The 15,039-nt window shown below is 67.2% G+C and carries 18 protein-coding genes; 10 read left to right on the top strand and 8 right to left on the bottom strand.

Annotated elements, in window-relative coordinates:
• Positions 1-171 (bottom strand): CbtB domain-containing protein (locus tag CH274_RS03965; RefSeq protein ID WP_094629299.1); only part of this gene is annotated, 171 nt, incomplete at its 3' end.
• A gap of 290 nt (positions 172-461) precedes the next feature.
• Between CH274_RS03965 and CH274_RS03960 the strand changes: the two genes are divergently transcribed.
• From CH274_RS03960 to CH274_RS03945, 4 genes are all read left to right on the top strand, one after another.
• Positions 462-1,028 carry a histidine phosphatase family protein gene (locus CH274_RS03960; protein ID WP_094656770.1) on the top strand — a complete coding sequence of 189 codons (567 nt, stop codon included), beginning with the start codon at positions 462-464 and terminating at the stop codon, positions 1,026-1,028.
• An 88-nt stretch (positions 1,029-1,116) separates the two neighbouring features.
• Positions 1,117-1,428, top strand: coding sequence for a PE family protein (locus CH274_RS03955; RefSeq protein ID WP_094656769.1), 312 nt, complete (start codon positions 1,117-1,119; stop codon positions 1,426-1,428).
• A gap of 70 nt (positions 1,429-1,498) precedes the next feature.
• Positions 1,499-2,668 (top strand): PPE family protein, encoded by a 1,170-nt coding sequence (locus CH274_RS03950; RefSeq protein WP_256993472.1) that lies wholly within the window; start codon positions 1,499-1,501, stop codon positions 2,666-2,668.
• On the top strand, positions 2,665-3,492 hold the full coding sequence (locus tag CH274_RS03945; protein WP_094656768.1) for an ESX secretion-associated protein EspG: 828 nt from the start codon (positions 2,665-2,667) through the stop codon (positions 3,490-3,492). The genes CH274_RS03950 and CH274_RS03945 overlap by 4 nt, the downstream gene beginning before the upstream one ends.
• Here the strand turns inward: CH274_RS03945 and CH274_RS03940 are convergent.
• The 3 genes from CH274_RS03940 to CH274_RS03930 are packed head-to-tail and all read right to left on the bottom strand — an operon-like array spanning position 3,485 to position 5,811.
• A complete protein-coding gene (locus CH274_RS03940) occupies positions 3,485-4,150 on the bottom strand; it encodes a histidine phosphatase family protein (RefSeq protein ID WP_032396463.1) in 666 nt (221 codons plus the stop codon). The two genes, CH274_RS03945 and CH274_RS03940, sit on opposite strands and share 8 nt — an antisense overlap.
• Entirely contained in the window at positions 4,147-5,079 is a 933-nt protein-coding gene (gene pheA, locus CH274_RS03935; protein ID WP_045197959.1) for a prephenate dehydratase, read from the bottom strand. Before pheA ends, CH274_RS03940 begins: the two co-directional genes overlap by 4 nt.
• 9 nt (positions 5,080-5,088) lie before the next feature.
• Positions 5,089-5,811: a hypothetical protein gene (locus CH274_RS03930; protein ID WP_094656767.1), complete on the bottom strand. Its 723-nt coding sequence runs from the start codon at positions 5,809-5,811 to the stop codon at positions 5,089-5,091.
• A gap of 199 nt (positions 5,812-6,010) precedes the next feature.
• On the opposite strand from CH274_RS03930, the gene CH274_RS03925 reads away from it, so the two are divergent.
• The 5 genes from CH274_RS03925 (at position 6,011) to CH274_RS03900 (ending at position 10,567) form a co-directional block, all read left to right on the top strand.
• Complete coding sequence (locus CH274_RS03925) at positions 6,011-6,778, top strand: DUF2470 domain-containing protein (RefSeq protein WP_032396466.1); 768 nt, start codon at positions 6,011-6,013, stop codon at positions 6,776-6,778.
• Positions 6,779-6,812: 34 nt separating this feature from the next.
• Positions 6,813-7,622 carry a CPBP family intramembrane glutamic endopeptidase gene (locus tag CH274_RS03920; protein WP_373453905.1) on the top strand — a complete coding sequence of 270 codons (810 nt, stop codon included), beginning with the start codon at positions 6,813-6,815 and terminating at the stop codon, positions 7,620-7,622.
• 358 nt (positions 7,623-7,980) lie between these two features.
• Complete coding sequence (locus CH274_RS03910) at positions 7,981-9,276, top strand: LCP family glycopolymer transferase (protein WP_373453906.1); 1,296 nt, start codon at positions 7,981-7,983, stop codon at positions 9,274-9,276.
• A 67-nt stretch (positions 9,277-9,343) separates the two neighbouring features.
• Positions 9,344-9,901, top strand: a complete 558-nt coding sequence (locus tag CH274_RS03905; protein WP_094646361.1) for a ferritin — start codon at positions 9,344-9,346, stop codon at positions 9,899-9,901.
• Positions 9,902-10,012: 111 nt separating this feature from the next.
• Positions 10,013-10,567: a ferritin gene (locus tag CH274_RS03900; protein ID WP_032396487.1), complete on the top strand. Its 555-nt coding sequence runs from the start codon at positions 10,013-10,015 to the stop codon at positions 10,565-10,567.
• Between the two features lie 130 nt (positions 10,568-10,697).
• Here the strand turns inward: CH274_RS03900 and CH274_RS03895 are convergent, their stop codons facing one another.
• The 4 genes from CH274_RS03895 to CH274_RS03880 form a co-directional block, all read right to left on the bottom strand.
• Positions 10,698-11,609: a DUF5926 family protein gene (locus CH274_RS03895; protein WP_094656765.1), complete on the bottom strand. Its 912-nt coding sequence runs from the start codon at positions 11,607-11,609 to the stop codon at positions 10,698-10,700.
• 10 nt (positions 11,610-11,619) lie between these two features.
• Positions 11,620-12,393, bottom strand: coding sequence for a glycerophosphodiester phosphodiesterase (locus CH274_RS03890; RefSeq protein WP_094656764.1), 774 nt, complete (start codon positions 12,391-12,393; stop codon positions 11,620-11,622).
• Positions 12,390-13,181: a DUF4328 domain-containing protein gene (locus CH274_RS03885; protein ID WP_179275628.1), complete on the bottom strand. Its 792-nt coding sequence runs from the start codon at positions 13,179-13,181 to the stop codon at positions 12,390-12,392. The genes CH274_RS03890 and CH274_RS03885 overlap by 4 nt, the downstream gene beginning before the upstream one ends.
• Positions 13,182-13,448: 267 nt before the next feature.
• Complete coding sequence (locus tag CH274_RS03880) at positions 13,449-13,796, bottom strand: rhodanese-like domain-containing protein (RefSeq protein ID WP_373453904.1); 348 nt, start codon at positions 13,794-13,796, stop codon at positions 13,449-13,451.
• 277 nt (positions 13,797-14,073) lie between these two features.
• Here CH274_RS03880 and CH274_RS03875 point away from each other — a divergent pair, with 277 nt between their 5' ends.
• Entirely contained in the window at positions 14,074-15,009 is a 936-nt protein-coding gene (locus tag CH274_RS03875; protein ID WP_032396472.1) for an LLM class F420-dependent oxidoreductase, read from the top strand.
• The last annotated feature ends 30 nt before the right edge of the window (positions 15,010-15,039 follow it).

Here is a 15,039-nt window from a genome sequence, read left to right as displayed (position 1 = left end):
GTGGCGGCCGTCGTGCATCAGTTCGTGCATGTACATGCCACTGCGGGAGATCGCGCCCTGATCGAAACCGACGAGGTAGAGCACGACGAAAGCGAGCAGAATCGTTGCGGCGACGATGACGGCAAGGGCAGCCGACTCCGTCGTATTACTGGGTGCGTGAATGATTGCCATGGTGTGTCCTTCTGGGATATGCGTCCCGTAGTCCCCGCTCGAAAACGGGGACGGCCATGCGATGAACGAGTTTTCTGACTCTCGAATTCGGACATATGCCCGACGTCGATCACAGTGGCGCAACCGCTCCGGATTTTCACCGGATTACCTGCGTACATCGCGTCTAACCTGCGAACTGTGGCACCGAACGCGATGCTGTGTCAATCGCTGTCCCGATCCACCGCAGGTCGATGCCCCAATGGCACGGTGCCTGCGCCACAACCACACGGTGCCTGCGCCACAATGACCCAGTGAGTGCGCCCGTGACCCGACTGATCCTGGTGAGCCACGCCAGAACCGACGCGATGCGCACCGGCCGGTTTCCCGGCGACGAACCACTCGACGACGCAGGTCTGCGGGACCTTGCCGCGGTGACCGACATTCCCCGAGCCGACCGCGTCCTGTCCGGCCCGGAAACCCGCTCGGTCTCCACGTCGCGCATCTTCGGCTCGGACATCTCGGTCGAACCCGCGTTGGCCGACATCGATTACGGCCGGTGGGCCGGCCTCGAGATGACCGATCTGCCCGACGCCGACGCGATGGCCTGGTTGGGCGATCCGGCGTTCGTTCCGCCGGGTGGTGAGTCCCTCGTCGCGCTGTTCTCTCGCGTCGAGACGTGGCTGAGTGCTGTCGGATCGACGCCTGGCCGCACGCTGGCGGTTACCTCTCCTGCCGTCGTTCGAGCCGTGGTGGTGCTGGTGTTGGCGGCCCCGGTGTCCTCGTTCTGGCGCATCGACGTCTCCCCGCTCACGCGCACGGCGGTCAGCCGTCGAGGCGGCGCGTGGACTGTGGGCTCGGTGGCCCGGAAGTTCGTCTGAATTTTTCTCGCGTCGAGGGAACCGAACCGAACACGGCGGCGTCCTACCTACCGACAGCGCAAAGTTCTTCGATCAAGGAGCGTGGCTCATGACCGTCATCAAGGTGGATCCGGTGGCACTGCAGCTCGCTGCCTCCGAGCTCGATGCGGTCGCCGCTCGCTTGCAGGCAGCTGTCACTGCGACGGCAATCCCCGTGCGGCCGCTACCACCGGGCACCGACGAGGTGTCGCTGCTGACCGAACGATTCTTCGGCACCGCGGCCGATACCTTCGGACCCGCTGCAGCACAAGGCATTTCGGAGTTGCTCCGAGCAGCCGAGGAATTGCGGAAACAGGCCGCGGACTACGTGGCCACCGACGACGACACCGCCGGGGGCCTGCCCGGCCCACCCGGCATCTGACGCACCGAACTCGACCGCAGCAGACGACGCTCGAAACGACACGACGCTCGAACATCATGGGGGCCATCAGATGACGCTCGGAGTGACAGGTGTGGTGTGGCTGCCACGCACGGCGACGGGAAACTCGACGCGATTGCTCGGTCCTGGACCGGTGCCGTTGCACGTCGCCGGTGGGGCGTGGGGTTCGGTCGCCGCGGCGTTCACCGAGGCATCGGCGAGTATCGCCGCCGTCACCGCGGCACTGACCGCAGGCTGGGAAGGCGAGTCGGCACTGCTCGCTCAGGCTGCGCTCGGCCGTTTCGCGACCTGGACCGCTGCCACGGCAGTCAAGGCAGCGGCGCTCTCGGTCGAGGCCCCGGCCGCGGGCACCTCGTACGGCGTGGCGTTGGCGACCATGCCCTCCCTCGTCGAAATCGGAGCCGTGCAGGCCGCCAAGGTCACCGCCGCCTCGACGGGTGGCGTGATGAACGGCAGCTACGAGGCGGCCGAGGTGGCCGATCGACTGCTCGACATCCGCGCCGCGATGGTGATGGAGGGCTTCGAGCTGGTCTCCTCGCACCGCATCGTCCAGACCACGTTCGATCGGCCGCCGGCCATCGTCTCCGATTCCGGCACCGGCCTCGGCAGATTCGCCGACGGCGCGCTGATGACATCGCCGGTTCAGGCCGCGATCGGCGGCCTGATGGCCACAACCCAGAATCCCGGTGTTGCCGCGGCGGCAGGTCAGATCGGTAGTGCTGCCACCTCCATCGCCAGTACCGGCGTCTCGACCGTGGCCACCGCCGCGTCCAACATCGGGTCGAGTGCACTGTCCGGTGGCGTCGGGGCCGGTGGTGGATTCGCGCCCGGCGTTTCGGCATCTCCTGCCGTCGGTCCGGCGTCCACGCGTCCGGTGTCGTTCGGCGGCGGCGCAGGTGGAGCAGGTGGGCTCGGCAGTGGCGGCGGACTCCCTGGTTCGACGTTGGGGCCAGGAGGTGGTGGTTCGATGCCGGCCGGTGCTGTTCAGAGCGGTCAGACGGCGTTCGGCGCACCATCCCCGGCCGATAGCGGCCTCGCTCAGCGCGGAACGGGCGCGGCCGGTGCCCCGGCATCCGGCACGCGCGGGCAGGCCGAGGACGACGAACACCAGACCCCGGACTACCTCAAGCAGTTCGAGCACTTCGCGGACGGCCGCACCGTCGCGCCGTCCGTCATCGGCGCGGATCCGACCGTGCCGGACATCAACGGGAACGGCCGTTGATCGACTTGGGAACCGTGCCGGTGGGCCACACATTGCCGATCGCCTCACTCGGTGCGGACGAGATGGATTTCTTGGTCGACGAACTGTCGATCGCCGAGCTACCCGTCGTCCTGAACGTGTTCCCGCGTTTCGACGACGCAGCTGCGCGGGATTCCGCATTGGAACGTGGCCGCTGCTCCCTCGACTCGGCCGGACTGTCGGCCGGTGGCCGCGTCCACGAGGATCTTCGGCAGTGGATGCGTGTTCTCGAACAACCTCGCTGGTATGTCTCGGTCCGTGTGTTCGACGTCGAGAGTGCCGAGCCCGTTCCGGCCACTCGGATCTGCGTTGCGTCCGACGATCGATTGACGGTGTCGGCGGTGCGGCGAGACGACGTGGTCACCATCCGCGCCGTCGACGGTGATCCGGCCCGAGACCTCGCGTCGTCGATCGGCTCGGCTGCGTCGTTCGACCCGGGCAGCATCAACGCGCCAACCGATCTGCTGGCCGAAGCACTCGATGCGGCACCGACCGACGTCGGAGCAACCGCGTCTCGGCTACGCGGAATCGGGATAGCGCCCGACCGCACCGCGGCTCTGGCGTCGGCGATGGCCACCTGCGCAGGCAGAACCGAGATCACGGCCGTGGCCCGCAGCAACGGCACCCGCCATGTGGCCGGCAGACCGGTCGCCCTGTTCGACACCCGAGCCGGACGCATACTCGCCACCTCCACCCTCGCCGCCGACGGCACGTCGTGGAGTTCCCTGACCGGCGCAACGGATCGCAGAGTGACCGCTGCCCTGGCCGAGCTGATCGCATCGGCGCAGGGCCTTCTCCCTAACTGATCGGGTTGTCGGCCTTGTCGCTGCCCTTGCCCTCGAACGGTGGCAGGAACGTGCCCCACCGGACGCAGGACCATCCGCCGTCCGGCAGCGGGAGCAGCTCGACGGTGTGGGTGTTGTCGAGATGGTTGTCGGCCGCGAACGTGCCCTCGACGCCGGCCAGCACCGCCGCGACCAGTCGGATTGCGGCACCGTGGCTGACGACGACGACGTCGCCTGCGGTGTCGTCACCCAGGTACTGCGCGCGGAGGCCGTCGAGCACCGGGACGTAGCGCTCCAGAACCGAATGTCCGCTGTCGCCTCCGGGCACGGTCGCCGCCAGATCTCCGGCGTGCCAGCGACTGAAGATCTCGGTGAATTCCCGGTGCGCATCCGGGTCGTCGCGGTCCTCCAGATCTCCCGCGAAGGTCTCCTGGATTCCCTCGGTCACCAGCAGGGGAACCCCGGTAGCTCGCTCGATGTAGCCGGCAGTCTGCTTGGCGCGCAACGCAACCGAGGACACCAGCACCGCGGGTGGGCGTCCGATCCAGGTCTGCGCGTAGGCCTCGGCCTGCTGGTGCCCCAGCTCGGTGAGTTCGGCTCCCGGCGGTGAGGTGTCCAGCACCTTCGCGACGTTGGCCGTCGTCTGACCGTGCCGGACCAGAATCAGTTTGCCCATCACAGATCACCGCGTCCGGCACGAACGTCTGCTACCCACTGCACGTGTTCGTCGATCGGCGGCGGTACCGATCCACCCGTTCCCGTTGTGGTGGGCCAGGATCCGAGGAAGCGCAGGGGCATCTTGCGGTGAAATGCGGCCAGCATCTCCGCGACGAGCGGATCGTCGATGTGACCCGCACAGTCGACGAAGAACCTGTACGTTCCGAATCGTGAACGCGTGGGCCGTGATTCGATGAACGTGAGGTCGATGTTGCGAATTCCGAACTCGGCCAACGCTGCCGGCAGTGTGCCCGGATCGTTCGGCGGCTCGAGCACCACCGAGGTGCGGTCGGCACCGGTGCGCGCAGGCACCGATTGCGGCGCGGTCACCAGCACGAAGCGAGTCCTTGCGCCCTCCACGTCGATGATCCCGTCGGCCAACTGCGGCAACTTCAGACGCTCACCGGCGAGCCGCGTCGACACCGCGGCGTCGACCATTCCGGCCGCAACGTCTTCCGCTGCACCGGCATTGGACGACGCGGACTGCACCACCGCGTCGGGCATGGCAGCCTGCAGCCACTGGCGCACCTGATTGAGTGCGATCGGGTAGGCGCTGACCGTGCGGGCCGAGTCGAGGGTGACACCGGGACCGCCGAGAATGGTGAAGGCCACCTCGATCTCGGTCTCGGCGACGATCTGCAACCGGCGGCCCTCCGACAACGCGTCGAGCGTCGGTGGAACCGCTCCCTCGATGGAGCTTTCGATGGGGACCACGGCCGCGTCGGCCGCACCCGATCGCACGGCCTCGAGCGCTGACGGCGGATTCGACGCCGATATCCGCTCTACCGCCCCGTCCAGGCCGACTGCGCCGAACGTTCCGAGCCTCTCGAACTGAGCAAGCGCCATCTCCGTGAACGTTCCCGATGGGCCGAAGTAAGCGATGCGAGGCACGCCTCGAGGTTACGTTGTCGACGTCCGTGAAGCGATCAAACCGACGTCGACGAGCCGGGCGCGGGCGGCAGCAGCGTCGGCGATCTCGATTCCGAGCAGCACCTCGCGCACCGCCTCGGCCGCCTCGGGGATGAGAGCCCGCAGTCCGGCGACGTTCGGAGCGGCGAGGGCCGAGGCGATGTCGTCCCCGCGCAGCGACGCCACCGTCGCAGCAAGAATCGCGAGCACATCGTCGCCGGACTCGGCGCGGGCGACGAGGCCCACATCGGCGTGCGAGACCACCGCCAGGACGTCGGCGATGCGCCGTGGGGTGTCGCCGACGTCGATGCCCGGAGTCCGGTGGGCGAGGACGACGGCCTCCGCGGTCTCGGCCACGTCGATCGCGTCGAACATCGGGAAGACGACCAACGGCGAGGGCAACCGCAGCGTGAGCGCATCGGCGAGGTGCTCGACCGGGGCGTCGACGTGGAACCGTACGGCCTCGTAGCCGCCGGTCCTACCGGCCCGGAGCTCGTCGGGGTCGATGTCGAGGTGCACCACGATGCGCCCCAGGTCGTCCGATTCGGACAGTCCGAGCAGGGTCGAAGCCCGCACGACGGGCGGGCCGTACTCGGGTCCACGCGGGGCAGCGGCGAGCGAGTGGGCGTCGGCACAGATCGGCTGCAGCAGTCCGTGGACGAGCGCGTTCGGGTCGGGTCGGTGTGGCACACCGAGGGTCAGCGGAATCGGCACGCCTTCACGGTAGACCCGGCCCTGGGTCGTTCCGCGGACTCCACTCCCGGGGCCTGGGTCGTTCCGCAAGCTCCACTCCCGGGGCCTGGGTCGTTCCGCAGGCTCCACTCACGTGGCCTGGGTCTTGCGATCCTCGCCACACCGCGCTAACTTAGGTTTGCCTCACCTACTCGCCTGACCGATCGCATCGGAGGAGCCCATGCTCGGCGCAACCACCACCGGACCGACCACCGCCGAACGCGTGCGCAGTGCCTGCATGCGCGCCGAGGGCGCAGCCCTGGCCATCGACGGCAGCGGCCCGGTGATCACGACCCTGCACCACCTTCGTCCCAACGGGGAGATGATCCTCGCCGTCCCCACCGACTCCCTCGACAGTGCGGTCACCGGGCAGTCCTCCCGTGCCGGAACGCCCGCCGTCCTCGAACTGACCGATCACGCGCCGCTCGCCCTGCGTGAGCCGGTGCGGTCGTTGGTATGGCTTCGGGGCGATCTACGTCCGGTTCCGGAATCGCTGATGCGACCCATGGCCGGAGCGGTGGCCGCCGAGCATCCGCATCCGGCCCTGCTCGACGTCGGCCACACCACCTCGCTGATGCGTCTGATCGTCACCTCCGCCGTGGTCGCCGACAGCACCGGAGCGGAGCCGGTCGACGTCGACACACTGCTGGCCGCCGAACCCGATCCCTTCTGGGAGATGGAGACCAGCTGGCTCGAGCACCTCGACGCCGACCACCCGGACCTGCTGGCCCAATTGGCCCGACGCCTCCCGCCGTCGCTGCGGCAGGGTCGAATCCGGCCGCTGGGCATCGATCGCTACGGCATTCGACTGCGGATCGAGGGCGAATGCGGCGACAACGACGTCCGGCTGGGATTCACCGAGCCCGTCCAGGACGTCCTCTCCCTCAGTCGCGCGCTTCGCGTTCTCGCCGGTTGCCCGTTCCTGAACGGACTACGCGCCCGCGGCTGACACCTCACTGCACGAAACAGGGCAGACTCGTGCGGTGATCGACTTCAAGAGCTGGTTGACGCCACCGCCGCCCGCGAGCACGGCTCCCCCGCCCGATGCCCGCGAACGCACCACCATCAAGGTCGAGATCGCGATCGTCCTGCTGGTGACGTTCGGCCTGAGCGGAATGAGCAGCATCCTCTCGCTCGTCGAGGACGCGCTGCAGACCGCTGCCCTGTCCGATCAGACCGTGTCGCTGAACTCGTCGCGGTCGAGTTTCAGCCTGATCGATCTGCTGTTCCAGCTGCTGAGCATCCTGCGTCTGTGCGCCTGGGGTGCCCTGGGGTTGTACCTGCTGTGGCGAGCCGATCTCGCACCACGAGCGATCGGGCTGGCCCGTCCGCGGCTCAAGATCGACCTCGGTCACGGCGTCGGACTGGCCGCACTGATCGGGCTGCCCGGGCTGGCGCTGTATCTGGTGGGCAACGCCCTCGGGTTCAACCTGAACGTCGTTCCCAGCGCCCTCGACGACCACTGGTGGCGCGTGCCCGCACTGATTCTGTACGCGCTGGCCAACTCCGGTGCCGAGGAGATCATCGTCGTGGCGTACCTGATCTCTCGCCTGCGCAGACTCGGTCTGAGCGAGAACGCGTCCCTGCTGTGCTCGTCGCTGCTGCGCGGCAGCTATCACTTCTATCAAGGTGTGGGCGGTGGTGTCGGGAACTTCCTCATGGGCCTGGTGTTCGGCCGCTACTGGCAGCGCACCGGCAGACTGTGGCCCCTGCTGATCGCGCACGCTCTGATCGACATCGTCGCCTTCGTCGGCTACGCCCTCCTGCGCGAACATCTGTCGTGGCTCCCGTGAATCGAACCTCGAGTAAGACCGCTGTTTCCGCGACGACGGTTACAGTCGATCCGTGAACGACGACGATCGCTACGGACGGCACGGCGCGCCGGACCGGCGCACGCCGCCTCCCGGTCGAACGCCGCCACCGAACCGAACGCCGCCGGCGGACAGATCCACGCCCGGCCGGCACGGTCGTCCCGATCCCGCGCCCCGGCAAGGTCCACCCCCGCAGCAGCCTCCGGGTCCACCGCGACCCCGTCAGCAGCCACCCGGGCAACAGCCGCCCCAGCCACGGCCCAACCGCCCGCCGCCGGGCCGACAGCCGCCCCCACGTGGGTATCGACCGGGCCAGCCGCCGCCGGAGGGTACCGAGTTCATCCGACGCGACGGCCGCCCGATTCCCGGGCCGGACGGGCCACCTCGGCCGACACCGGTTCCACGCGACAGCCCTCAGCAGGCCTGGTCGCAGGCACCCGAACCTCGTTCGGCCCAGTCGTATCCAGCACAGTCGAATCCGGGTCGAGCGGATGCGGCGAATTCGACGCGTCAGTACTCACGTTCGCAGGACGATCCACCGGGTCGCACCGGATACGCGCCGCGTCAGCAGCCGGAGCCGTTCACCGAAGAGCGCAGGCAACCGCCTGCGCAGCGGGCGCTACGTCGCCCCGAACCTGTTCGGCCGCAACGTGATTCTCGGCCACCGAAAGCGGCGAAGCCGCGCAGGCGCCGACGCTGGGGACGACGCTTCCTGATCGTGTTGCTGGTTCTCGTGCTGGGTATCGGAGGTGTCGTCTACTACGTCGACAGCTCGTTGACGCGCGTGGACGCCCTCACCTCGTATCCCGGGCGCATCGGCGACACCCCCGGCACCAACTGGCTTCTCGTCGGGTCGGATTCGCGGGCCGGCCTGACGCCGGAGCAGGAAGCCGCGCTCGCGACCGGCGGCGAGGTGGGCCCGAGCCGGACCGACACGATCATTCTGATTCACATCCCCGAGGGCAGCGGCGCGCCGACGATGGTCAGCCTGCCGCGCGATTCGTACGTGTCGATTCCGGGCAACGGCCAGGACAAACTCAACGCGGCCTTCGCATTCGGTGGGCCGCCACTGCTGGTACAGACGGTCGAGGGTGCAACCGGTGTGCACATCGATCATTACGCCGAGATCGGATTCGGTGGCTTCGCCGGGATCGTCGACGCGGTCGGTGGAGTGAACGTGTGCGTGCAGAATGCAATCGACGATCCGTTGGCGGGCATCAACATTGCCGCCGGATGTCAGGATCTCACCGGAGCCGAGGCGCTCGGATTCGTGCGCTCGCGCGCGACGGCACTGGCCGACATCGACCGCATGAACAATCAACGCGCGTTCATGTCGGCCCTTCTGGAAAAGGCAACGAGCGCTTCGACTTTCCTCAACCCACTGCGGTTGTGGCCGCTGGTGTCCGACACCGCATCGTCGTTGAGCGTCGACGAGGGAGATCACATCTGGAACCTCGCCGCGCTGGCCTGGGCGATGCGCAGCGGCCCGGTGACCACGACGGTGCCGGTCGGCGGATTCCAGGACTCCGACGTCGGAAACGTTCTGCTGTGGGACGACACTCGCGCTCCGGCATTCTTCGACGCCATCGCACAGGATCGCGAGATCCCGCCGGAACTGCTGACCGGCGGCCCCTGATCGGCAGGCGTGAGCGGTAGGCGGGAGCGGAGCCTGCGGAACGACCCTGGGTTGTAGGTTGAGGACCATGACATCGCCGTCTGCCCAGCCCGCCGCCCCCGGTACGTCGTTCCACGACCTTCTGCGCGCCCAGGTCCGGCACGAGTTCACCGCTTCGCAGCAGTACGTCGCCATCGCGGTGTGGTTCGACCGCAACGATCTACCGCAGCTGGCCACGCGTTTCTACGCTCAATCCGCCGAGGAGCGTCGGCACGCGATGATGATGATCCGTTTCCTCATCGACAATCGGCTCGAGGTCGACGCGTCGGGCATCGACGACGTGGTGACGGCATTCCGGTCGGTCGTCGAACCGGTGGAACTGGCACTGGCTCAGGAGTCGACGGTGACCGAGCAGATCACCGCGCTCGCGCGCGCTGCCCGGGCCGACGGCGACTACATCGGCGAGCAGTTCATCCACTGGTTCCTCACCGAGCAGGTCGAGGAGGTGGCGGCGATGCAGAGTCTGCTCAACATCGTTCGCCGGGCCGGAACCAACCTGTTCGACATCGAGCAGTACGTCGCACGCGAGATCGGCTCGACGGTGATCCGCGCCACCAATGCCCCGAAAGAAGCCGGAAGAGCGTAGTTTGCGCCCTGCTCAGAGCGGACATTTAGGATTCACTGTATTAGGCTACGTTCGCCTCAATAAGGTTCGACTTGGATGACAACGCCTCTGACCAGGCATATTGTCCTCGTCATGAGCGTAGACATCAAAGAAACCAGCCACACCAAGTTCCATGCACTTCTCCGCGACCAGATTCGCAACGAGTTCAACGCCTCGCAGCAGTACATCGCCACCGCTGTGTACTTCGCGAATGTCGATCTGCCGCAGCTGGCCAAGCACTTCTACGCGCAGTCGGTCGAAGAGCGCAACCACGCGATGATGATCGTGCAGTACTTCCTCGATCGCGACATCACGGTCGAGCTGACCGGCGTCGACGCGTCGAAGTCCGTCTTCACCGATCCCCGTGAGGCCATCGCCCTGGCGCTTGCGCAGGAGGAGACCGTCACCGAGCAGATCATCGCTCTGGCGAGCACCGCACGCGAAGAGGGCGACTACCTCGGCGAGCAGTTCATGCAGTGGTTCCTCAAGGAGCAGGTCGAGGAAGTTGCCAGCATGAAGACGCTGCTCAACATCGCCGATCGCGCGGGCCACAACCTGTTCGATCTCGAGCAGTTCGTCGCCCGTGAGATGAACACCAGCGTGACGGCCGACTCGGGCGCACCCACCGTCGCCGGCGGATCGCTGTAGATCCCGCCGCACGTCTGGGCAAGTAGCGCGCTCATACGGGTGGCCGCCCGAACAAGGATTCTTGTTCGGGCGGCCACCCGATGTGCTTTCTCGAGCAATTCTTCTCGGCCGTACATCCGGCCGGGAGCCGTCAGCGCAACGTGACCTGACGACCGCGCAAGCCGTCACGTGAGCGCAGCTGCGCTGCCGTGAGCGGAGCGTCGACAGCGAGAGCTTCGCCCAGCTTCTCGCCGAATTCCTTTGTGGGCGCTGCCCATTCGGTGGGGTGCATCTCGGGGTCGAGGTCGAACACCGGCACCAGCAGTCCATGTGTGCGGAACGAACCGGCGTAGCGCGAGCCCTCACCCAAGTTGAGATCACCCGCAGCGTGCAGCCGCGCGAGAGCGAGCATCACGTCGTCCTCACTCTCCGGACGAACCCACCGGATGTGCGCCTTGTCGCCGGCATCCACCCACCACGCCGCGACGACGCCGTCGGCTTCGATCCGCGCCGAGGGCATGATCGCCTGGTTCGCGCGCTCCACGGTGGCAGCCACATCGGCTGCGGGAGTGGCACTTTCGGGGATCCACCAGTTGAAGTCCTGATGGACGGTGATCTCGAGCAGCGCGGACGCGTCGAGCACCTCGGTCAATGCGGGGGTGGCGTCGGTGATCTTCGCGGCTTCGAGCGACTCGCCCGCGGACGCGGTGGACACCCAGCCCAATGCGCTACTGATATCTGCCGCAACGTCTTTCGATTGCGTCTGCACCTGTAGGCCGACGAATCCCTCGACGGTGCCCCCGTCTTCGCGCACCAGTGCCGCGACGGCTCCGGGCAGTACCGTTGCCAGTGTGATGGTGCGACCGTCCACGGTGATCGGCGCGGTTGCCGTCGCCGACGGGACGAACTCACGCAGCGCTACGAGGTCGCATTCGGCAGCGAGGCCTTCGAACGGGCGCGTCGACGCCGATTCGATGCTCGCCCGTTCCGCTTCCCGCTGCGCCAGCTTCGCTGCGCGGTTGCTGTCCTGCTTCGGTCCACTGTTTCTTTTGCTCTTACCCACGCCCGAAAACCTACACGTTCTTCGATTCGAGCCAGGCTCGCGTTCGACCGGGATGGTTGGTGGCAATCCAGCCGACACCGAGCTCGCGGCACAGCTCCACGTCCTCTTTCTCGTCGACGGTCCACACGTAACTGGCCCGGCCGGACGCTGCTGCGCGGTCGATGATGGCCGGGTGCTCACGTAGTGCACCTATCGACGGACCGACTGCGGTGGCCCCGACGGTCGTCGCCGCTCCCCCACCGAGGTAGTGCGAGCTGTCGCCGAGGAGCACCGTCGGAAGCATCGGAGCCGACCGCCGTACGCGCCAGACGGCCGATGGCGCGAACGACATGATGACCGCGCGCGAGTGGTCGGCCGACGCGGGTGCCCCGATCCCGAACGTGTGCAGCTCGGCGAGAACCTTGCTCTCGATCAGCGAGCCGTACCGCACGGGGTGCTTGGTTTCGATGAAGAGTTTCACCGGCTTGCTGGTCCAGTCCAGGACGAGCGAGATGAGGTCGTGCAAGGTCAGAAGTTCGGCGGGTTCGTCGGCGTCGCCGTAGTTGAGTCGGGCGAGTTCGGCGAAATCCATCTCGCTGACGATGCCGGTGCCGTTCGAGGTTCGATCGACCCGGCGATCGTGCACGCACACGATGTGCCCGTCCTTGGTGAGCCGCACGTCGCATTCGACGCCGTCCGCTCCCTCGCGCAGCGCGAGGTCGTAGGCGGCGAGAGTGTGTTCCTTCCTGGCCGCGGACGCACCTCGATGCGCGACGACCAGTGGCCCACGACGATCGGGACTCACGACGCCGTCACCGCCTCGGATTCGTACTCGGGTTCCTTGTCTTCGGGCTGCTTTTCTTCTGGCTGCTGCTGTTCGGGCTGCTTCGGCTTCTGCTCGGTGCCGGTGGCGATCACCCAGCGGGTCGGTCGTGACACGGCGGAGCCGCGCAGCGTGCGGCCTTCCAGTCGGCGCATCACGGCCAGGGTCGATACGGCCGAGACCGCGGCCACCAGTGCCACGAACGCCGACAACAGAACTCCGTCGGCGCGGGCCTGAAGGGAATCACGCAGGTTCCACAACAGCTGGACGATCACCAGCGCATTGCTCGCTGCCCAGAGCGCCCACCAGATGCGAACCAGTGTCAGTTCGCGGTGCACGTCGGCATCGGCACCGCCTCTGAGGCGGACCACCTCGGTGAGGTAGACCCCTGGCATCACGATGCGGACGAACGGCAGCATCGACATCAGCAACATCGTGCGCACCGAGCGCGGATCGGTGGAGCCGGCGGCAGCGAAGGTACGTCTGCGCCGGTCGATCAGCCAGCAGGACGAGGTGATCAGCGCCGCCAGACCGATGAGGAGTGCACCGACCTGAGCGAAGTACACCAAGGCGTCGGACACGGCCAGGGTGATCGGCGAAATCAGTCGCACTCGGTTGTGCAGCAGGATCCCGTACCTGAACACTTCGGCGAACGCGGCGAGCGCCAGCAACATCGCGGTGACGAGGACCAGGTTCTGAGCGTTGGCTGCGTACCGCTCGACGCGACCGATGCTGCGATCGGCCTCGGGGTCGCGGGGTATGTCGCGCAAGCCCCAGGTAGGTGTCGAGGTGTAGTGCGGCGTCGGGGTCGGCGATACGGATCGGCTGCGGCGCTCGGCTCTACTCGACGAGATCGCCGGTCGGGCTACCCATCGGAAGTTTCGGGCACCGTGCGCCGGTGCCCTCGTGGACACCGGCGAAAGCAATACTCCGTGGCAGCGGGGGCACCACGTACCCGGCCGTGCGCCGACAGCCCAACGAGTGCTGCAGCGGGCACAGACCTGGAACGCCTGAGCGCGTCCCTGCGGTGCCGACATCTAGATGATTCTCGCTTCGTGGTCGTCGTCGCGCTGGATCGGTCGACCAGCGGCCTGCCAGGCGAGCATCCCACCGTCGACGTTGATCGCGTCGTATCCCACGCGGTTGAGGTATTCGACGACGCGCGCCGAGCGACCACCGGCTTTGCAGACGACGTACACCTCGGACTGGTTGTCGATCTCACCGGCGCGCGATGGGATGTCGCCCATCGGGATGTGAACGGCGCCGGGTGCGTGTCCGGCTTGCCACTCGTCGTCCTCGCGCACGTCGAGCAGGATGGCCGCCGTCGGGAACGGCACCGGAAGACGATCGACGGTGACGGCGGGAGACTGCTCGGGATGCGACACACCTCGATCTTGTCACGCGTCCGCGCGGGCCTGCCACCCGTGTCCTTTCGACCGAAGCGCCGTCTCGCTATGACCTGCGTCACTCGAGTCACATGAGTTATCCACAGTATCCACAGATCGATCCACAGAATCGGGGCCTGTGCCGGTTTCTATCCACAGGTCAAAGCTCCGAGTCGGTCTCGCGGTGTACCGAATACCAACTCCGCCTGTGGATCGATGGTGATTTGACACAGCCGTCGTCTGCGCTTCCGATAATCCGCTGTTTAGGCTGGCGAACATGACTTCCACAGAGCTGCGCGTCTTCACCGAACCGCAACAAGGCGCCACGTACGACGAACTGCTCCGCGTCGCGAAAGCTGCCGAGGAGTTCGGCTACGGTGCATTCTTCCGGTCCGACCACTACCTCGCGATGAGCGGCGACGGCGGCCCCGGCCCCACCGATGCCTGGATCACCCTGGCCGGGCTCGCCCGCGAGACCTCGACGATTCGGCTCGGCACCCTCGTCACCTCCGCGACCTTCCGCTACCCGGGGCCGCTGGCCATCAGCGTCGCCCAGGTCGACGCGATGAGCGGTGGTCGCGTCGACCTCGGGCTCGGTGCGGGCTGGTTCGAGGACGAACACAAGGCCTACGGCATTCCGTTCCCGCCGCTCGGCGAACGCTTCGACCGACTCGAAGAGCAACTTGCCGTCGTCACCGGACTCTGGAACACACCCGTCGGCGAGACCTTCTCGCACGCCGGCACGCACTATCCCGTCACCGACTCCCCCGCGCTGCCCAAGCCGGTGCAGACACCGCACCCGCCCATCGTCATCGGCGGCGGAGGCAAGAAGCGCACCCCGGCACTCGCCGCGAAATACGCCGACGAGTTCAACATCCCCTTCGCCTCGCTGGCCGACACCGAGACCCAGTTCGGTCGCGTCCGCGCAGCCTGCACAGCCGCCGACCGCGACCCCGACTCCCTCGTCTACTCCAACGCCCTCGTCCTCTGCTGCGGCCGCACCGAAGAAGAAATCGCACGGCGCGCCGCCGCCATCGGCCGCGAGGTGTCCGAACTACGCGAGAACGGCGCCGCAGGAAGCCCAGCCGAACTCGTCGACAAAATCGGCAGCTTCGGAGCCATCGGCGCGACCCGCGTGTACCTGCAGACCATGGACCTCACCGATCTCGATCACCTCGAACTCGTCGCATCCGAGGTTCTTCCGCAGCTCTGACCGACCAGAAACCGACCCGCCCGAGTCCAC

The organism is Rhodococcus sp. 06-418-5, assembly GCF_002258285.1.
GTDB lineage: Bacteria > Actinomycetota > Actinomycetes > Mycobacteriales > Mycobacteriaceae > Rhodococcoides.
The sequence above is the reverse complement of the archived record's forward strand: the minus strand, read 5'-3'. Positions and strand labels throughout refer to the sequence as shown.